The 19475-nt window shown below is 33.0% G+C and carries 17 protein-coding genes; 7 read left to right on the top strand and 10 right to left on the bottom strand.

The features are described from left to right. Positions 1-527: 527 nt before the first annotated feature. The 9 genes from GQR98_RS14815 to GQR98_RS14855 form a co-directional block, all read right to left on the bottom strand. Complete coding sequence (locus GQR98_RS14815) at positions 528-1097, bottom strand: type 1 periplasmic binding fold superfamily protein (RefSeq protein ID WP_159020177.1); 570 nt, start codon at positions 1095-1097, stop codon at positions 528-530. A 15-nt stretch (positions 1098-1112) separates the two neighbouring features. After that, complete coding sequence (locus GQR98_RS14820) at positions 1113-3512, bottom strand: TonB-dependent receptor (protein WP_159020178.1); 2400 nt, start codon at positions 3510-3512, stop codon at positions 1113-1115. A gap of 33 nt (positions 3513-3545) precedes the next feature. Next, positions 3546-3878 (bottom strand): hypothetical protein, encoded by a 333-nt coding sequence (locus tag GQR98_RS14825; RefSeq protein WP_159020179.1) that lies wholly within the window; start codon positions 3876-3878, stop codon positions 3546-3548. Further along, positions 3879-4373: a DUF6787 family protein gene (locus GQR98_RS14830; protein WP_159020180.1), complete on the bottom strand. Its 495-nt coding sequence runs from the start codon at positions 4371-4373 to the stop codon at positions 3879-3881. A 37-nt stretch (positions 4374-4410) separates the two neighbouring features. Next, on the bottom strand, positions 4411-4854 hold the full coding sequence (locus tag GQR98_RS14835) for a DUF6146 family protein (RefSeq protein WP_159020181.1): 444 nt from the start codon (positions 4852-4854) through the stop codon (positions 4411-4413). Between the two features lie 208 nt (positions 4855-5062). Beyond that, the gene (locus tag GQR98_RS14840; RefSeq protein ID WP_159020182.1) at positions 5063-5698 is read right to left on the bottom strand and encodes a DUF937 domain-containing protein; all 636 of its coding nucleotides are present in this window, start codon (positions 5696-5698) and stop codon (positions 5063-5065) included. A gap of 196 nt (positions 5699-5894) precedes the next feature. Next, positions 5895-6845: a D-2-hydroxyacid dehydrogenase gene (locus tag GQR98_RS14845; RefSeq protein ID WP_159020183.1), complete on the bottom strand. Its 951-nt coding sequence runs from the start codon at positions 6843-6845 to the stop codon at positions 5895-5897. A gap of 104 nt (positions 6846-6949) precedes the next feature. Further along, positions 6950-8014, bottom strand: a complete 1065-nt coding sequence (serC, locus tag GQR98_RS14850; RefSeq protein ID WP_159020184.1) for a 3-phosphoserine/phosphohydroxythreonine transaminase — start codon at positions 8012-8014, stop codon at positions 6950-6952. Positions 8015-8177: 163 nt separating this feature from the next. Beyond that, complete coding sequence (locus GQR98_RS14855) at positions 8178-9236, bottom strand: acyl-CoA reductase (RefSeq protein WP_159020185.1); 1059 nt, start codon at positions 9234-9236, stop codon at positions 8178-8180. 97 nt (positions 9237-9333) lie between these two features. Between GQR98_RS14855 and GQR98_RS14860 the strand changes: the two genes are divergently transcribed. The 4 genes from GQR98_RS14860 to GQR98_RS14875 all read left to right on the top strand — a co-directional run bounded on the left by GQR98_RS14860 (position 9334) and on the right by GQR98_RS14875 (position 12142). Next, a complete protein-coding gene (locus GQR98_RS14860; RefSeq protein ID WP_159020186.1) occupies positions 9334-9687 on the top strand; it encodes a 4Fe-4S dicluster domain-containing protein in 354 nt (117 codons plus the stop codon). A 277-nt stretch (positions 9688-9964) separates the two neighbouring features. Continuing rightward, positions 9965-10810, top strand: coding sequence for a transglutaminase-like domain-containing protein (locus GQR98_RS14865; protein ID WP_159020187.1), 846 nt, complete (start codon positions 9965-9967; stop codon positions 10808-10810). Positions 10811-10972: 162 nt separating this feature from the next. After that, positions 10973-11473 carry a PepSY domain-containing protein gene (locus GQR98_RS14870; RefSeq protein ID WP_159020188.1) on the top strand — a complete coding sequence of 167 codons (501 nt, stop codon included), beginning with the start codon at positions 10973-10975 and terminating at the stop codon, positions 11471-11473. A 63-nt stretch (positions 11474-11536) separates the two neighbouring features. Further along, a complete protein-coding gene (locus GQR98_RS14875) occupies positions 11537-12142 on the top strand; it encodes a thiamine diphosphokinase (protein ID WP_159020189.1) in 606 nt (201 codons plus the stop codon). Between the two features lie 104 nt (positions 12143-12246). Here the strand turns inward: GQR98_RS14875 and GQR98_RS14880 are convergent, their stop codons facing one another. Further along, positions 12247-14937 carry a TonB-dependent receptor gene (locus GQR98_RS14880; protein WP_159020190.1) on the bottom strand — a complete coding sequence of 897 codons (2691 nt, stop codon included), beginning with the start codon at positions 14935-14937 and terminating at the stop codon, positions 12247-12249. 237 nt (positions 14938-15174) lie between these two features. Here GQR98_RS14880 and ychF point away from each other — a divergent pair, with 237 nt between their 5' ends. The 3 genes from ychF to GQR98_RS14895 all read left to right on the top strand — a co-directional run bounded on the left by ychF (position 15175) and on the right by GQR98_RS14895 (position 19429). Further along, complete coding sequence (gene ychF / locus GQR98_RS14885) at positions 15175-16269, top strand: redox-regulated ATPase YchF (protein ID WP_159020191.1); 1095 nt, start codon at positions 15175-15177, stop codon at positions 16267-16269. A gap of 283 nt (positions 16270-16552) precedes the next feature. After that, positions 16553-17458 (top strand): DMT family transporter, encoded by a 906-nt coding sequence (locus GQR98_RS14890; RefSeq protein ID WP_159020192.1) that lies wholly within the window; start codon positions 16553-16555, stop codon positions 17456-17458. A gap of 117 nt (positions 17459-17575) precedes the next feature. After that, positions 17576-19429: a DNA topoisomerase IV subunit B gene (locus tag GQR98_RS14895; RefSeq protein WP_159020193.1), complete on the top strand. Its 1854-nt coding sequence runs from the start codon at positions 17576-17578 to the stop codon at positions 19427-19429. Positions 19430-19475 lie beyond the last annotated feature (46 nt).

Raw genomic sequence — 19475 nt, forward strand, 5'->3', positions numbered from 1 at the left:
TGTAATTTTAATTTAAATTAAGGAACTCATAAATATAAATATTTTGCTACTTAATCTTTAAAAAGAATATTCTAGCTTTGGTTTAGAATGGTTTATAAAATAAACTAGAAGTTCAACGATATGTATTGTACTATTAGCGTTTTCAAAAAAGGTTTCTAACATTAGCCCGATTTCTAATGCAAATTCGGGGTATAATATTTGCTTTTTATAGTCTGAGTTCGATTAATATTAAATAAGATTTTAGGAGTTAAAAAGATAGATTTTTAATATTTCTCCCATTGTTTGAACAGTACTTATTCTCTAGTTCATGGTTAATAAATTAAAGTCAATCAATTCGATAATTTTCCTTAGACGATTATCCTTAGATAGAATGCAATTATATATATCAGAATATGTATTTTATTGAATTACCATAATTTATTATTTCTTTATGTAGTAGTTGGTATAAAAAAAGGAGCAAAAACGTAACCGCTTTTGCTCCTTTTTAATTGTTTTAAGGAAGTTTTTCTGTGTTTCCCTAATTTATATTATTCAACTGAGATACTAAAAACAGCTTGAATATCTGTTTCTCCACCAGCATTAGTAATATCACCATCGCTTACTCCAGTTGCGCTTTTACTAGGCTCATGTCTTAGAGTAATTGTTAATGTTCCAGTTCCAATAGTATCGCCAGTAGTTACTGTAAATTCTAATCCAACAGGGTTACCGTCTTCATCAAAATCATCGTAAGTAAAAGTCGCAAGACTATTAGAGGCTTGGAAGAAAAATTGGTGCTCATCATCTTCTTCTTCAATTTCTTCATTGATAGATTCCGCTGGCGATTCAGTTTCATTTAAAAGCTCAAGTGTTCCATTGTAAGTCGTATTAGCAGCTAAAGCTCCAGATACAGTAATTACAGGGGCGTTTGGTCCATCACCATCTAAATCTTGTGTTTGAAGAGTAATAGTACTCCCGTCGCCAGCAGGTATTAAAGTAGCTGTTAAGGTTGTGATTACTTCTTCTTCATTTACTGGTTCCGGATTGTCATCATCGCTAGAACATGCTGTAAATACTAATGCTGAAATAAATAATAGTGATAAATTTTTTAAAGTTTTCATTCTTTTTTTTTAATATTAATAATTTATTTTTAATTGTAACATAAAATTTCTTCCTAAATCATCGGCGAAATATCTTAATCTATTAAGGTATTCTCTATAAGAAGTATTAAAAATGTTTGTAATATTCAGACCTATATTTAGATCTGATTTTTCAGAAAGTTTAACCGTTATATCACTTTCAAAATGCATTAAATGATAGGTTGGAGGAGGAGTACTAATATCTAATAATACAAATTCTTCGGTTGTAGGAATAAACACCTCAAAATTATTATCAGGATAGTCATTTTGCTTGAAAACCAACTCACTTTGTAATTCGGCATTAAAATTCAGCCATTTTTTATTTGAATAACCTATCGCATTAACGGTTTTAAAAGAAGGCATATCGATTAAAGCTTCTTTTTCTGTGAGGTTTCTACCTTTTATAAAAGCTGTTTTATTATTTAAATTCCATTGATTATTAAACTTATAATTGGCACTTATATCCAACCCATATAATAAGGCATTGGTTTGGAAATACTCCCAAACAGGAAAAGCACCTCTTATGGTTGTTTCTGTTCCTGTAGGTTTTATATAAATATAATCACTAATGTTATTTAAATAACTTTCCAGATTTAAGGTTAGTTTCTCATTTTTAAATAAATATGACGCACCAATACGGTTTGATGTTTCTTGCTTTATACGCAAATCGCCTAATTCTATTCGTGCTGCAGAGTGGTGTAAACCATCACTAAACAACTCGGAAGGGTTTGGCGCTCTGTTTGACAATCCGTAATTAAAAATCACAGAATTATTAGCATTGAATTTATGGGTAATTCCAGCAGAAGCCGAAACGTTATGATAAGTGAGAACAGGGTTTACTAATAATTGTGTGCCTAAGTCGTCAATTACAATATCCGCAAAATCCTCGTCATATCCACGTTCTTCCCAGCGGCTTGTTATATAAAACTTTTTAGCATCTATTCTGTTAAAGTCGTAACGTAATCCAAAATCTAAATTAGTATTTTCATTTAATTTAAATTCTGAAATGGCATAAATTCCGAAATCGTATTTATCATAATCAGGAATTAAACGTCTTACACCAGTATCTGGATTTGCAAAATTATTCTGAAAACCAGCATTTACTCCAAACTTATAAATAGCATTGGTATTAGAGTCTATTTTTAAATCAGACTTTAAAGTATGCGTTTTTAAAGTTAGATCTAAGGCAGGCTTATCTCTGTCATCTCCAACACGAATGTCGTATTCAAACCTTTGGTTGTTTTGGAAATCGTATTGGACTTCTAAACGGCCAAATTTTTTGAAGCGTTTATAAAAATCTGCTTTAATAACTTGGTGCGTGATCTCTTGCTTGGGGTCATTGATAGCATAACTAAAATCGTCTTGAACTAAGGGTTCTTGACTATTTATAGCATTTACTAAATCTTCAATGTTACCAATGTGAGATGCTCTTAAAATACCTATTTCGTTATTTAAGTAACTGTAAAAAACATTGAATCCTTTTTCGAAAGTTTTAAATCCCGTATTAACAGATAGCCCTTTGGAATTCATGCCTGTATTGGTTAAGTAATAATCTGGAGCTTTAAAATCGCCAAAGCGTTTATGGGAAGCTTGTCCAGTTAAATACCATCCTTTCTCCCAAGATTTGGTTAATGAAGATGATACATTATAACCTCTACCATTACTTTGCATGCCCAAAATAGTTTTTCCGTAAAGTGAATCTTTAAGACTAATGTTTTTAGGTTTCAATACAATAACACCACCAATAGCGTCTCCACCATAAGCTAGAGCATTTGCACCTTTAATAACGTTTATATACCCTGCAGCATTTAAATCTATATTTGGAGCATGTTCAATGCCCCATTCTTGATCTTGCAAACGCACGTTGTTTGTCATAACGACAATTCGACTGCTATGCAAACCATTAATTACAGGTTTTACAATAGTGTTTCCTGTATTAATGGATGAAACACCACTTACTCGTTTTAAGGCATCGCCAAGACTAAAAGCACTAAAGCGTTCAAGAGTTTTTGTTTTTAATTTAGTCTCTTGAGATGTTTTAGTTAGTTTATGATTTCCGCTAGCATCAATTTTAATTTCATGAAGTTCTTCAATATGGTGCTCCATATTAATTTCATATTGAGTATCTCCATTAATTTGAATTTCTATTCTTTTAGTTTCGCACCCTAAATGCGATATTTCAAGAGTTAAAAGTCCTTTACAGAGATTTTCAATACTATAGTTGCCATCAATATCAGATGTTGTATATCTGTCGAGAGATTCAATATAGATGGCAGCACCAGTAATTGCAGACCCATCATGGAAATCATGCACATTACCCGAAAGCTTATAATTGCAATTTTGACTATAAGCAATGCTGAAAATACAACATGCTATAATCATTATATAGTGTTTCATTACTAAATTTTAGTTTAAAATAAATGCTTGCTTTTATACTAAAACGGGAGGGCCTCTTAAAGAGAAAGATAAAGGCCGATGATTATTAAGAAATTTATATGTTACGTTATAAATACGCGCAGGGTATGAAATTTGAAATAATTGATCAAATTCTTCCGATAATTTAAAATGATGGTTTATATTGAATTTTTGAAATTCACAATCTAAATCTATTTTATGGATATGCGTACTATCTGCACCTAAACAAACTTTGTGATTATTATGGGCAAAAATATGCACTATTTTAACTCCTGAAGGAACGAATAGCATAAGTGCTAACAAAACTGTTAGCGATTTAAAAATGATATGTTTTATTATCGTATTCAATTAATCTACAAAACGTTTTAGCCCAAGTCTACGAAGCATTTTCTTTTCAAAATCCCAGAAAAATTTATATTGTCCAAATAGCCATCCTATACATACAAGGAGGATTTGATAAAAAATAAAACCAATGACAATATATAAAATCCAATATGCAAATGTAGGTAAATTGTCTCGGTTAATACCCATAAGTTTTATTAACGGACGACTTACAAAAACAGAAGAGGACCCTGTAGAAGCAAAAACCAAGAAAATACTAATTAATTCCCATCGGTAATTGACTTCCCATTTTTTTTCTAGCTTCTCGAAAATTTTAAGAATAAATTTTAGAAGAACAAAGAATATAACAGCTCCTAAACCTATTAAAAAAGCTGAGTTTTCTTTAGAAATAAATAAGCCTGTCAATTTAATAGAGGAGTAGCCTAATGCAACCAAACCTATAAAAGGAAAGATGAGTTGCCAATTTTTAGTTATTTGCCAGTTAGCCTTAAATTTTTGCACATGTTAGGTTTAGAAATGCAAAAATAGGTAAAGTGTTTTAAATACGGGGATTGTAAGGCCCTAATCTTTGTTTATATGTTCGTTGGAAGTAAATAAAGTAATTGTATAGCTTGTAGTTTACTTCGTAACCATAATCTATATGGCTTTGATAATCAATTTGTAACTCGTATAAATTACTATTAAATCGAGAGGGTTGGTTCACGCGTTGGTTCCACTCAATAACGTATTGATAATTTCTAGTTTCTAAATATTGTTGCGAATAAAAGCCTTCTGGTCGTGCTTGGCTTGCTAACCAAAAGTTAAAACCTGGTTCTATGATGATAATTTGGTATTCTAAATCGTCGTTTGAAATGGTTACAGTATCACTTAGCTTTTCGTTGGCTGCTTGTTCGTTTTCTGTTTTGTTTGGAACTGCTGTTCTTCCGGTATTACAACTAGCAATAAAAGCACAAACTAATAAAAGGTATATAAAATTTTTCATAATAAATATTGTTTAGTCAAACTTAGGCTTCATTACTCTGTTTAAAAAAGATGAATGAGTAAACCATGTTTTTGACTGAGCGAACGGCTTTAAGTTCATCTTAAATTTACAAAAACCATTCCTTAATACAGATAAACTAAATGGTTTTAACAAAAAAGAGTCAAGCTATTAACTTGACTCTTTTTATATATTTATGTAATTCAGGAATTTATTTACCGAAAAGACCTCCTAAAAGACCTCCAATACCGCCAGATTTGCTAGCATTACCAAGTACCATTCCAGCTACATCATCAACAACGCTACCGTCTCCATCTGCATCTAAAATAGACTCTAAGAAACTTTGTTCTTTATCTGCAGAACTTCCACCAAGTAGACCACCTAATAAACTACCAATTCCGTTAGAATCACTAACGTTTTGTTGTTTAGCTTGGCTGCCTAGAACACCCATTAAAATAGGAGCTGCAACTTTTAATATGTTGGCAACAGAACCAGCATCTAAACCAGATTTCTGACCAATAACTTGTTCTACACCACTTTGTTTAGCTCCTAAAACGTGACCTAATATTTTTTCACCATCATTCTTTACAGAATCATCAACACCACCACTAAATAATCCACCAAGATTATCTAAAATGTTACCGTCTTGTTTACTTTGTATTGCTCCCATAAGTCCTGCTGCACCTTCTGGTGTTGCTGCATTACGTTGCATAGCTTTCATTAAAACTGGTAAAGCCATTGTTAATACGCTTCCTGTTTTGTCTGCGTCGTTTCCAGTTGATCCGGCAACACCGCTAATGATTGATTTTCCTAAGTCACTGCTTAATAAGTCTAAAATTCCTGACATTTGTTTTGTTTTTTTAAGTAATACCTATTTAGAAGAAAAAGGTATCTAGGGTTTATAAATTGGATTTCAAGGTACAAAAAAAGTCCTTACTTCTAATATTAGGACACATAATTTCCCGATAGGTCACATTTAAAATAAAGAAACCCTCAAAACATAAAGTTAAGAGGGTTTTTATAAATTTAATTATTACTAATTCTTATCCAAGAATAGAAATAATTTGAGTTGCTAATTCTGTACCAATTCTATCTTGCGCTTGGTTAGTTGCAGCACCAATATGCGGTGTAAGCGATAACGCAGAATTCATTAGTAATTGCATTTCTGGTTTAGGTTCTTTTTCAAAAACATCTAATGCAGCTCCTGCTACTTTTCCACTTTCAATAGCTTTAACAAGTGCTATTTCGTTAACTACGCCACCACGTGCCGCGTTAGCAATAATAACACCATCTTTCATTATTTTGAATTCAGCCTCGTCGATAACGTAATCATCTTGAGCAGGAACGTGAAGTGTAACAAAGTCAGATTGTTTTAAAACTTCATCTTTAGAAATTGTTTTAATATCAAAGTTTACTTTTTGACCATCAAAGAAATCTAACTCTAAGTTAGCATTTTCTAAAAATGGATCGAAAGCAACCACTTTCATACCAGCACCTAAAGCTACTTTTGCAGTGGCTTGACCAATACGACCAAAACCTAAAACACCTAAAGTTTTTCCTTTAAGCTCAGTTCCTTTAGCATAAGCCTTCTTTAAACCTTTAAAGTTGCTATCACCTTCTAGAGGCATATCGCGGTTTGAGTTATGTAAAAAACGAGCTAAACCGTAAAAGTGACCAAATACTAATTCTGCCACAGAGTGAGAAGAAGCAGCTGGTGTATTAATTACAGAAAGTCCTTTTTCGCGAGCATACTCTACATCAATGTTGTCCATACCAACACCACCGCGACCAATAATTTTTAATCCTGGGCAAGCATCGATTAAATCTTTTCGTACTGTAGTTGCACTACGTACTAATAAAACAGCGATGTCTTTTTCGTTGATATAGTTTATTAATTGTTCTTGAGCTACAGTTGTTGTAATTACTTCGTAACCTGCTTTTTCTAAGGCATCAATTCCACTTTGAGAAACGCCATCGTTTGCTAATACTTTCATTGTAATTCTTTTTTTTATTCCCACGAAAGTGGAAATTTTTTTATTTAATTATAGTTGTTGTCTTTATTATATTTCTGCTAACGCAGAAATCAAAAAGCTGAGTTTTAAGCTTTCGCTTCTAATTCACTCATAACTTCTACAAGTGCTTTTACGCTATCTAAAGGTAAAGCATTGTACATAGAAGCACGGTAACCACCAACACTACGGTGACCATTAACAGCGCTAATTCCTGCTTCTTTCAACATAGTTTCAAACGTTTCTTTTAAGTTATCGTTTGTAAGGTTGAAGGTTGCATTCATCATAGAACGATCGTCCTTAGCGGCGAAACCTTTAAATAATGGATTCAAATCGATTTCAGAATACATTAAACGAGATTTCTTTTCGTTTTCTTCTGCAATAGCTGCAACACCACCTAAACCTTTTAACCATTCTAAGGTTAACATAGTTGTGTAAACAGGGAATACAGGAGGCGTGTTAAACATACTACCCGCTTTGATGTGTAATTTGTAATCCATGATAGATGGAATATCGCGAGATACTTTCCCTAAAATATCTTCTTTAATAACAACTAAAGTTGTTCCTGCAGGGCCTATGTTTTTTTGAGCTCCAGCATAAATAAGATCGAATTGAGAATAATCTATAACACGAGAAAAGATATCACTACTCATGTCGCAAACCATAGGTACACTTGTTTTTGGAAACGATTTCATTTGTGTTCCAAAAATAGTATTGTTTGATGTGCAATGGAAGTAATCATAGTCCGAAGGAACATCGTAACCTTTAGGGATATAGTTGTAATTTGCATCGGCAGAAGATGCTACTTCGTAAATATCATCTAATTTTTTAGCCTCTTTAATAGCTTTGGCACTCCAAGCTCCAGTGTTTAAATAACCTGCTCTTTTTTCTAAAAGATTCATAGCTACCATTAAAAACTGTGTACTTGCGCCACCTTGTAAAAATAATGCTTTATAACCTTTACCTTCTAAACCTAATAATTCTAAAGCTAAAGCTCTAGCATTTTCCATAATATCAACAAATTCTTTACTTCTGTGTGATATTTCGATTAAAGATAAACCTGTATTATTGTAATCAACTATAGCCTCGGAAGCTTTTAATAATACACTTTGAGGTAAAATACTTGGTCCTGCACTAAAGTTATGTTTTTTCATTTGTAAAGTTATATGGTTTTTTAATGGTTTTAAATATCATCCAAATTATACATTTTGTTATACTTTAAAAATGTGGATGTTTCATTTAAATTTTCAAAAAATGTAAGATACAAAGTTGCTAATTAATTGCTGAATTGGTGTTAAAAATTCGATAATTTTTTCGTCAAATCGCTAACAAAAATTCAACAGAATCGACACTATCCGCATAATCCCAAAGTTCTGGTTTTTGTGTGGCTCCAAATGCGATTTCGTTTTTTGCGAATCCTTTGGATACTACGCATTGTATTTTCCCTGAATCTGCTTCTAATTTTTCATTTAAAGCCGCTTCAGAATCGTAATACTCATAAAATAGGGTTGCAATAGGCGAAGCGTAACTTTCATCTTCTTTTATCATAAAGAATCCGTTTTCTAACATATCGAATTCACTCATTAAATATACGGCTTTGTTATAATCGTAATTATTGGCGTATTTTGCTTTGTTTACAATATCATGCCAATGGTAAATACCTTGAAAAAAGCCGTCAAATTTATAACCTTTAGGTACATAGAGTTTAGATATGTTTCTACAACCAAGACCATAATACCTAAAAATATCTTCCGATAGATTTTTTAAATCATCTTCAGTTTCGTTTCCGGTTAAAACCGCAACCGAATTTCTATTATTTCTTATTATAGAAGGTTTTCCTTTAAAATAATATTCAAAATAGCGGGCTGTATTGTCGCTTCCGGTAGCAATAACGGCATCAAAATCGGTAAGTTTTTCTTCCGTAAAGGTCATTTTACCTTTATACTGAGGTTCTACAAATTCTAAGTATTTAGCTAAATACGGTAGTAGATGCTTATCGTTACTCGATTGTTTTACAACAACCTGATGTCCTGAAATTAATACGGCAAGAAAATCATGAAACCCAACTAAAGGAATATTCCCAGCCATAATAATAGCTACTTTTTTAGGTGTTACGCTATTAAACTGATAAGCATTAAGCCATGTGTTTAGCTTTTCGGGTGTTAAACTATCTGCCCAACCTTGCAATGCGAAAGCCATGTTTTCTTTAGTAAACCAGCCGTTATGTTCTTCGGCAAGTTTTAGTTGGTGCTTAAAACCATCGAAAAACACATCGTTATGTTCAATATTATCTTTCTTTTGTATCACTTCGTTAGAAAATTGACTTAAAAATTCTCCTAATTTTACAAAAGCGTTAATTCTTTCTTGTAAATTCATTCTTAATTTGGTTATGAATAGTTTTGGCTTTATTTTTGCAACTGCAAATTTAAGGAAACTGTAATAGAGTTCTTAAATTTTAAAAATAAAAATTACTATGGCAATTATAATAACAGACGAGTGTATAAATTGTGGGGCTTGTGAACCTGAGTGCCCAAATACAGCAATATATGAAGGTGCCGATGACTGGCGCTATAAAGACGGTACAAGTTTAGATGGTACTGTTGTTTTAACAAACGGACATGAAGTAGACGCTGATGAGGCGCAAGAGCCAATTAGCGATGAGCTTTACTATATTGTACCAGATAAGTGTACAGAGTGTAAAGGTTTCCATGATGAGCCACAATGTGCTGCAGTTTGCCCTGTAGATTGTTGTGTGCCAGATGAAGATGTTGTAGAAACAGAAGAAGAACTTTTGGCTAAACAACGTTTTATGCATCCAGAAGGATAGAAAATAAAAACGTTTTAAATACAGAAGAATCCTGAGCTTAGCGCTTAGGATTTTTTTTTGTGATAAACTGAAACCGAATTTCTCTGCTAAAAGAAGTGCTATTTTAGGTATTTGGAAAGTATTAAGGGTGTTTTGTTGTTAATTCGTAAGAAATTCGATTGAGTTAAATTTTACTTCAATTATGATATTTATTAATCTAATAAAGACCATATTAAGCACGGAATGGGTGTATTTTTGAATTAAATAGTCTCAAGATTAGACGTAAACTCCTTTTAGTATGAAATTTAATGTAAAAAGCTCCTTGTCTTATAATGTAAATGGTCCCACAACATTTATTTTTAATATTCACGCTTTAAATACATCTAGTCAAACGGTTTTAGAAGAAAACTTAATGATAGATCCTGCTATTAATCATGATGTTTTTACGGCTCATGATGGTCGATCTAAATTTATGAGATTAAAAATACAAGAACCGTGTAATTTTTCGATGTCATATTCTGCAATTGTAGACATGAGTTATAAAATTATAGATGAAAGCAACTCTGAAAATTTAGTTTCTGTTGTGGAGTTAGATAGTTACATCGCTTCCTTTTTATATCCAAGCCGTTATTGTCAATCTGATAAGTTAATGAAGTTTTCCTTTAAGGAATTCGGACACTACGCAACTGTTTACGAGAGAGTTTTAGCAATAACCGACTGGATTTACAATAATATTGAATACACTAGTGGTAGTACAGATTCTCAAACTTCGGCCATAGATACGGTTACGGAGCGTGTTGGTGTTTGCCGAGATTTTGCCCATTTAGGGATTGCACTTTGTAGAGCTTTATCAATTCCGGCAAGATATTTTACAGGTTATGCGTATCAATTAAACCCGCCTGATTTTCATGCGTGTTTTGAGGCTTATATCGATGGTGATTGGATTATATTCGATTCGACCAAATTAGTGGCTTTAAATGGACTAGTGAAAATTGCGAACGGTAGAGATGCCGCAGATTCTGCAGTGGCTAGTATCTTTGGAAACGCAGTTGGTACTTCAATTACTGTGGATTGCCAAGTTATGGACGATAATTTTCAACCTTTTGTTTATGGCGGAAATCAAAAAGGTGTTTCTTTTCAATAGAAACGTATTTCATAAAAATAATAAAATCCCTAAGTTTGCGCTTAGGTTTTTTTATGTGAAATTAAATTGAAAAACGTCTGAAATTATTTTTGACGATTTTTCTTTTTGTTCAGCATTAAACCTTTTAAAGATAGTTTAGTCAAACCCCAAAAAAATATAGTTATGACAAAAAAGTGGATGCGTATAATACATCGTTATTTAGGATTTTTTTTAATCGGAGTAATGATTGTTTACTCATTAAGTGGTATTGTTTTAATTTTTAGAAATACCGACTTTTTAAAAAGTGAGACCAAAGTAGAAAAAACAATAAAACCAAATTTAAATGGTGAAGCTATTGGTCGTGCTTTAAAAATAAAACGATTTAGAGCAGAAAAGACCGAAGGCGATTTAGTTTTGTTTAAAAATGGACAGTATAATAAAACTACTGGTTTAGCTGAATACACAAATAAGGAATTGCCATATGTGCTGAATAGAATGACGCATTTACACAAAGCCACATCGGCAGAACCTTTATTTTGGTTGAATGTGTTTTGTGGTGTGTCGCTTTTCTTTTTTGCAATATCATCATTTTGGATGTTTATGCCTAAAACTAAAATCTTTAAAAAAGGCATGTATTTTACAGCTTTTGGTGTGGTATTAACCATAATTATGCTATTTATTTAATACTGTATTTATTTAGAAAACATATAGAATTTTGTTTCCTATAACTTTCTTATTTTTGTTTAGATGAATACAGAAAAAGTATGTTTGTTTTTAAACGGCGAACAACCAAAGTCTATTCCTGATTTAGAAAACTATAAAATGGTTTGTGCAACAGATGGCGCCTACAAGTTTTTAGAAGCAAATAATATTGTTCCTAATTTTATTAGTGGCGATTTTGATTCTATTGAAACTATTCCGGATGCTGTTGAAGTAATCCATACGCCAAATCAAGATTTTACAGATTTTGATAAAGTTTTGCAAATCCTTTCTGATAAAGGATTTAAAACGGTTCATGTTTTTGGCGCAAGTGGGAAGGAGCAGGATCACTTTTTAGGAAACCTACACACAGCACTGCAATGGAAAGCAAAGCTCGATTTAACTTTTTTTGATAATCATGGCTATTACTTTTTAGCTGATAAATCTTCAGAAATTAAAAACTGTTTAGATAAAACGATATCATTAATTCCATTACCAGAAGCTACTGGTATTGTAACTTTAGGTTTGCAATATGCTTTAAATAATGAAACCTTGGCTTTTGGAGACCGCATAGGTACTCGCAATAAGGCTGTAGAAAAAAATATTTCGATAACTTTTAAAACGGGAAACTTGTTTTTATTTATCAACGATTAAAAAAAGTTTTTTATTAAAAATCAAACTTTCGAGATAGGTTTTAAAACATAAAAAGCCGAGCAATTTTGCTCGGCTTTTTTTATGTAAGATATTTAAAATACTTTTTATAATTTAAAGTTTAATCTAGCAAAGGCATATGTACCATCAGATCCCATTTGTACAGAATCGGCTAAACCACCTTGATCTGTCCATCCATCAAATTGTGGAGTCGGGTAGGTGTTAAATAAGTTATTAGCACCAATACTCAACTTTAGTTTATCCGAAATTTGGTAACCTAAGCTTAAATCTACAATTAAAGCAGCTTCATAAACATCGGTAGCTACAGGGAAAAGCGCATCTGCTTCAGCTTGTGTTGTTGGAGGAGAATCTACCCATTGAAAATCTTGAAGTGTTACTTCGCTAAATTGAGTTAAAGCTACAGAAGCATTGAATTTCTTGTTAGTATATCCAAGGTTTAAACCAAATTTATAATCTGGAGCCGCAGCTTTTAAATAAGCTTGAGAAAATGGTCCGAAAAATGTAAACTCATTTAGAGCACCATTATGGATTTCTTTAATGGTTAAGTCATTTAAATTACCTATTAAATCTACTTGAATTTTACCTTCGTCACCTACACTAGTTCCGTAACCTAAAACAATATCTAAACCGTTGGTTCTAGTATCTACACCATTAGCGAAAAATTGTGCAGCATCTACATTTAAAGGTCCTAAAACGGTTTGGTCTGTAAAATTATCTGTTAAAATAATACGATCGTCAACCGAAATAGAGTATGCATCAATAGTTGCTGTAAAGCCACCTTTTTTATAAGTAAACCCAATACTTGCGTTAAAAGCTTTTTCTTCATTTAATTGCCCAATGCCAAAAGCTTTGGTTACTGTACTATTATTAGCTGATAGTAAAGATGGTACTGAAGTTCCTGCAACAATATTGGTAAACTTTAAGTTATAATACAATTGAGCTAAAGATGGTGCTCTAAAACCTGTAGAAATAGAACCTCTTAAAGTGAAGTTATCAGTAACTTTCAATCTACTCGCTAATTTTCCGTTAAAGGTGCTTCCGAAGTCACTGTATTGTTCAAATCGTAAAGCTCCGGCAAGCATAAAAGCTTCGGAAACATTAAGCTCGGTATCAAAATAAATACCATAATTTGTTCTACTTCTGTCTACTTCGTTATCTGGACTGTAACCAGGGAAACCTTGTGAACTTCCCGATAACACATCGTTGTTAGAATCTGTTGCAACGGTTTGTAAAGCTGGGTTTGTAATTATCACGCCATTTTCATCATAAAGCCCATAAGATGCTTCTTCACCTGCAAAAATGCCAAAGTTTTCTGTTCTATATTCAAAACCAAAAGCTAAACTTAATCCAGAAGCAACATCATCTAAATATTTATTAAAATCTAAACCTGTAGTGTTTTGAGATAAGTAATGTCCACCTGCATCAAAATCTGTAGGTGACAAATCTTGCATAGACGCATTATTACTGTCCTTTATATAGTAGTGGAAAAAGTTTCTTCCGAAGGTATTATTGAAATCTACATTCCAACCATTTTCCATTTCATGTCTTACACCAACCGAAACCGAAACATCGGTAATGTTAGAGGTAATTCTAGGTGTAAATCCGTTAGGGTATAAGCTAGGTACCGATCTGTTATCCCCATTTGCAAAACTATCTCTAGAAAAAGCATAAGCGTCGGTATCTCTATAGTTTCTACCACCAAAAGCATAAATTTCGGTATTATCATTAATAGGTAAAGCCGAGTTAATCATGAAGTTAAAACCATCAACACCAGCACTACCATATCCTTGACGCCAAGAAAAACCTGGTCTCAATGTGTTTTGTCTCGATAAAAATTCTGTTGTAAAATTCATGTAACCACCGGCATCGTTTAAAGATACACCGTAATTAGCATCAATTTTTACAGTTTCTCCGTCCCAACTTTTACTTTTACCATCTAAACGATTTTCACCTTCAACATTACTTAAGGTTTCGCCCGTAGCAGCTTCCCAACCGTCACCAATAGCTGTGCTATACGCGCCGTAAGTAATACCACCAGTAAAGCCATCGGTATTATCTTTTAATACAATATTTATTACACCAGCAATCGCATCCGATCCGTATTGTGCCGAAGCACCATCTCTTAAAACCTCAATGCGTTTAATGGCATTTGCAGGAATAGCGTTTAAATCCGTTCCAGAATTTCCTCTACCACGAGTTCCAAAAATATTTACCAAACTCGATTGGTGTCTTCGTTTTCCGTTAATTAAAACTAAAGTTTGATCAGGACCTAAACCACGTAAAGATGCAGGAACAATGTGGTCGGCACCATCAGAACCCGATTGTTTACTGGCGTTGAAAGAAGGCGCTGCATATTGCAAAATTTCGTTTACTTCAACTTTTCCAGTGTTAGAAGCAATATCTGCAACATTAATAACATCTACCGGAACAGCTGTATCTATGGCTGTTCGTTTTGGACTACGAGAGCCTACAAGCATCACTTCATCTAAGCTAACGCCATCATCTAGGGTTACATTAAATGTTGAGCGGTTGTTTACGGCTATTTCTTTGGAATCGTAACCAACATAGCTAAAAACTAGTGTTGAGTTACCATTTGCCGAAATACTGAAGTTTCCATCAAAATCAGAAATAGCACCATTTGTTGTTCCTTTTTCCACAACGTTTACTCCAGCAATTGGCATTCCCGATGCATCGGAAATATTACCTTTGACGACCTGTTGTGCATACGAAAACATAAAGCTCCCTAAGCACAGTATTAACGTGTAAAGTTTTTTCATAATTTAATTAATTTTGTTTTTGAGTTATTTAAAGCTAATATATGTTAAAATTACATTAAAACCATTTGATTTTCGCTTAAAAACGTGCTGAATATGCTGTTAAAGTTTGTTTTTGTTGAATTATTTGTAATCCATTCTCTTTGAAAATAAATAATAGAAATACTCTCAATATACCCTATATTTGCACTCGAAAAATATAGGTTCCCACGTTACGGGAATAATAAAATACATATTTCAATGAAAGCAGGCATCGTAGGATTACCAAACGTAGGGAAATCGACTTTATTTAATTGTTTATCTAATGCAAAAGCGCAAAGTGCAAACTTCCCGTTTTGTACAATCGAACCTAATATTGGTGTGGTAAATGTGCCAGATCCACGTTTAGAAAAGTTAGAAGAATTAGTAAACCCAGAGCGTGTACAACCCGCAACTGTAGAAATAGTTGATATTGCAGGTTTAGTAAAAGGGGCTAGTAAAGGAGAAGGTTTAGGAAATCAGTTTTTAGCCAATATTCGTGAAACCGATGCTATTCTTCATGTTTTACGTTGTTTTGATAACGATAATATTATACATGTCGATGGTAATGTAAATCCTATTCGTGATAAGGAAACTATCGATATGGAGCTTCAACTTAAAGATTTAGAAACGGTTGATAAAAAGCTTGATAAAGTAAAACGTGCTGCTAAAACAGGAAATAAAGACGCTCAAAAAGAGGAAGCTGTTTTGTTAAAAATTAAAGCCGCGTTAGAATCAGGAGTATCTGTTCGCGCTTTAGAATTTTCTGAAGAAGATGATATTGAATTCGTAAAACCATCGCAATTTATTACAGATAAGCCAGTAATGTATGTTTGTAACGTAGATGAAGGTTCTGCTGTTTCTGGTAACGCTTATGTAGAGTTAGTGCGTGAGACGGTTAAAGATGAAAACGCAGAAGTTTTAGTTTTAGCTGTTGGTACGGAAGCTGATATTAATGAATTAGACGATTATGAAGAGCGTCAAATGTTTTTAGCAGATATTGGTTTAGAAGAAGCAGGAGCGGCTAAATTAATTCGTTCGGCTTATAAGTTATTAAACCAACAAACTTATTTTACAGCAGGTGTAAAAGAGGTTCGTGCTTGGACGGTTGATATAGGTGCTACGGCTCCGCAAGCGGCAGGTGTAATTCATACCGATTTTGAAAAAGGATTTATTCGTGCTGAAGTTATCGGTTATGAGGATTTTGCAAGTTATGGTAGCGAAGCTAAAGTAAAAGAAGCAGGTAAAATGCGTGTTGAAGGTAAAAACTACATTGTTAAAGATGGTGATGTTATGCATTTCTTATTCAACGTATAACATATAATAGATTACATTTTAAAAACTTCATTTCTATATCTTAGGAATGAAGTTTTTTTATGCCTAAAGATGAAGTTGTTAATTGAAAACGGAGGTGTTAAGTATGTAGGCTTTAATAAGCAAATTAGCTCTAAAACCCTGATACGAATTTCGAAGTAAAATTGAATAAAATAACAATTAAAGAGATATCTTTACCTAAATATGTTGCAGAAAATCTAATTTGAACGTCGTAATTATGTCTTTTTTTGAATTATTATCAATACTAGAATTCTAAATTCGTGCTATGCAAACAACAAAAAAGTTTTGGTCGGGTATCGCTATTGGTGTTTTAGGAATTGTCCTCTTTTCTTCAAAAGCCGTTATGGTGAAATTAGCTTATAAATATCAAGTCGATGCTATAAGTGTTTTACTGTTGCGTATGCTATTTTCTTTTCCGTTTTATGTTGTAATAGTTATTATTTATAGAAATAAAGTAGAAGGTGCAATTCTTAGGAACAAAGATTACGCTTGGGTAGTTTTCTTTGGTTTTGTGGGCTATTATTTAGCAAGTTATTTCGATTTTGTTGGTTTAACGTATATAAAGGCGAGCTTAGAGCGTATTATTTTATTTTTATACCCAACTATCGTTATTCTGTTAAACCGCATCTTTTTAAAGCAGACAATCTCTAAAATACAAACCATTGCTATTGGCCTGACTTATGTTGGAATTATTATTGCTTTTTCTGATGAAGTGAACGTCTCAGGGATCGATGCTTATTTGGGTGGTTTCTTTATATTATTGAGTGCTATAACTTATGCCTCGTATTTAGTGGGTAGCGGTTGGTTAATACCTAAGTTTGGTGTTATTAAATTTACCGCTTATGCCATGTTGGTGTCTTGTTTTTGTGTGTTTATTCATTATGGATTTATTGGTAAAATGGACTTATTTGGCTTTACTTGGGAGGTTTATTTGCTAGGTTTCCTAATAGCTGTTTTTGCAACGGTAATTCCTTCATTTTTAGTGTCGTTATCAATAAAAATGATAAGTTCGTCCAACTTTGCCATTGTGGCTGGTATTGGTCCAATTTCAACCATAATATTAGCATCCATCTTTTTAAACGAGTCGCTCACTTTGCTTCAGTTTTTTGGAGCGTTAATAGTTATTGGCGGTATTGTGTTTATGTCGATAAAAAGCAGGAAAAAAGACTAAAAACAGTGTTTAAATAATAAAAACACTCTATTGTTCATTACTTTGCTTGCTTGCTATTTTATTTTTTATTTACTTGTGCTATCTTAGCTTTTTAAATCCCAAAATCACGAAATCTTAATGGCAGAAGAATCTAACTATACCGAAGATAATATACGCTCACTCGACTGGAAGGAACATATTAGAATGCGTCCGGGTATGTATATTGGAAAGCTTGGTGATGGTAGTTCGCCAGACGATGGTGTTTATATTCTTCTAAAAGAAGTTTTGGATAACTCTATCGATGAGTTTGTAATGGGAGCGGGAAAAACCATTGAAATTTCTATACAAGGTGTAAAAGTTACGGTTCGCGATTACGGTCGTGGAATTCCTTTAGGAAAAGTAGTCGATGTGGTTTCCAAAATGAATACCGGTGGGAAATACGATTCTAAGGCTTTCAAAAAATCGGTAGGTTTAAATGGAGTAGGTACCAAGGCTGTTAATGCTTTATCTTCCTTTTTTAGGGTAGAATCTACACGTGATAATAAAAGCGCTTCCGCGGAATTTTCTCAGGGAAACCTAACAAACGAGGAGTTCTTAGAAGAAACATCGCGTCGTAAAGGAACCAAAGTATCTTTTATTCCTGATGAAATTATCTTCAAAAAATATAAGTATCGTAACGAGTATATCGTTAAAATGCTTAAAAACTATGTGTACCTAAACCCAGGTTTAACTATAGTTTTTAACGGTGAAAAGTATTTCAGTGAAAACGGATTAAAAGATTTATTAGCCGAAAAAATAAACGAATCAGATTTGTTATATCCTATCATTCATCTTCGTGGTGATGATATTGAAGTTGCGCTTACACACAGTAAAACGCAGTATAGTGAAGAATATAATAGTTTTGTAAACGGACAGAATACCACGCAGGGTGGAACGCATTTAACGGCCTTTCGTGAAGCTTTGGTAAAAACCATTCGTGAATTTTATGGTAAAAATTATGATGCTTCAGATGTTAGAAAATCTGTAGTTTCGGCCATTGCCATTAAGGTTATGGAACCGGTATTTGAGAGTCAGACAAAAACTAAATTAGGTTCTACAGATATGGGAGGCGAGTTGCCAACCGTTAGAACTTATATTAATGATTTTCTAAAAAAATATTTAGATAACTATTTACATAAAAACCCAGATACAGCCGATAAAATTCAACGTAAAATTCTGCAAGCAGAACGTGAACGTAAAGAGTTATCGGGTATTCGTAAACTGGCTAAAGATCGTGCTAAAAAAGCCAGTCTTCATAATAAAAAATTACGCGATTGTCGTGTGCATTTTGGCGATACTAAAAACGTAAGAAATTTAGAGAGTACCTTATTTATCACCGAGGGAGATTCTGCATCGGGTAGTATTACCAAATCTCGAGATGTAAATACACAAGCCGTTTTTAGTCTAAAAGGAAAGCCTTTAAATTGTTACGGATTAACCAAAAAAATAGTTTATGAAAACGAAGAGTTTAATTTACTGCAAGCCGCATTAAATATAGAAGAAAGCTTAGAAGATTTACGTTATAACAATGTTGTAATTGCAACAGATGCCGATGTCGATGGTATGCATATTCGGTTATTGTTAATCACATTTTTTCTTCAGTTTTTTCCAGAAGTTATAAAAGAAGGTCATCTTTATATATTACAAACACCATTGTTTCGTGTAAGAAATAAGAAAGAAACAATCTATTGTTATTCTGAAGATGAGCGCCGTAGTGCTATCGAGAAGTTGAAACCAAAACCAGAAATCACCCGATTTAAAGGTTTAGGTGAGATTTCTCCAGATGAGTTTAAACATTTTATCGGTGAGGATATTCGTTTAGACCCAATTATGCTAGATGATAACATGTCTATTGAAGATTTATTATCCTTTTATATGGGGAAAAACACACCAACACGACAAGAATTTATTATAGATAACTTAAAGGTAGAGTTAGATTTAATCGACGAATAACAAATTTACATTATCAAATAAAGAATTTTATGTATTTAAATTTAAA

The sequence above is a fragment of the Algibacter sp. L3A6 genome (assembly GCF_009796825.1).
GTDB lineage: Bacteria > Bacteroidota > Bacteroidia > Flavobacteriales > Flavobacteriaceae > Algibacter.

What these genes read in the sequence shown, in the direction of transcription:
- GQR98_RS14815 (WP_159020177.1), bottom strand. Translation starts at nt 1,097, where the DNA reads ATGAAAACTTTAAAAAATTTATCACTATTATTTATTTCAGCATTAGTA.
- GQR98_RS14820 (WP_159020178.1), bottom strand. Translation starts at nt 3,512, where the DNA reads ATGAAACACTATATAATGATTATAGCATGTTGTATTTTCAGCATTGCT.
- GQR98_RS14835 (WP_159020181.1), bottom strand. Translation starts at nt 4,854, where the DNA reads ATGAAAAATTTTATATACCTTTTATTAGTTTGTGCTTTTATTGCTAGT.
- GQR98_RS14840 (WP_159020182.1), bottom strand. Translation starts at nt 5,698, where the DNA reads ATGTCAGGAATTTTAGACTTATTAAGCAGTGACTTAGGAAAATCAATC.
- GQR98_RS14845 (WP_159020183.1), bottom strand. Translation starts at nt 6,845, where the DNA reads ATGAAAGTATTAGCAAACGATGGCGTTTCTCAAAGTGGAATTGATGCC.
- serC (WP_159020184.1), bottom strand. Translation starts at nt 8,014, where the DNA reads ATGAAAAAACATAACTTTAGTGCAGGACCAAGTATTTTACCTCAAAGT.
- GQR98_RS14855 (WP_159020185.1), bottom strand. Translation starts at nt 9,236, where the DNA reads ATGAATTTACAAGAAAGAATTAACGCTTTTGTAAAATTAGGAGAATTT.
- GQR98_RS14860 (WP_159020186.1), top strand. Translation starts at nt 9,334, where the DNA reads ATGGCAATTATAATAACAGACGAGTGTATAAATTGTGGGGCTTGTGAA.
- GQR98_RS14865 (WP_159020187.1), top strand. Translation starts at nt 9,965, where the DNA reads ATGAAATTTAATGTAAAAAGCTCCTTGTCTTATAATGTAAATGGTCCC.
- GQR98_RS14870 (WP_159020188.1), top strand. Translation starts at nt 10,973, where the DNA reads ATGACAAAAAAGTGGATGCGTATAATACATCGTTATTTAGGATTTTTT.
- GQR98_RS14875 (WP_159020189.1), top strand. Translation starts at nt 11,537, where the DNA reads ATGAATACAGAAAAAGTATGTTTGTTTTTAAACGGCGAACAACCAAAG.
- GQR98_RS14880 (WP_159020190.1), bottom strand. Translation starts at nt 14,937, where the DNA reads ATGAAAAAACTTTACACGTTAATACTGTGCTTAGGGAGCTTTATGTTT.
- ychF (WP_159020191.1), top strand. Translation starts at nt 15,175, where the DNA reads ATGAAAGCAGGCATCGTAGGATTACCAAACGTAGGGAAATCGACTTTA.
- GQR98_RS14890 (WP_159020192.1), top strand. Translation starts at nt 16,553, where the DNA reads ATGCAAACAACAAAAAAGTTTTGGTCGGGTATCGCTATTGGTGTTTTA.
- GQR98_RS14895 (WP_159020193.1), top strand. Translation starts at nt 17,576, where the DNA reads ATGGCAGAAGAATCTAACTATACCGAAGATAATATACGCTCACTCGAC.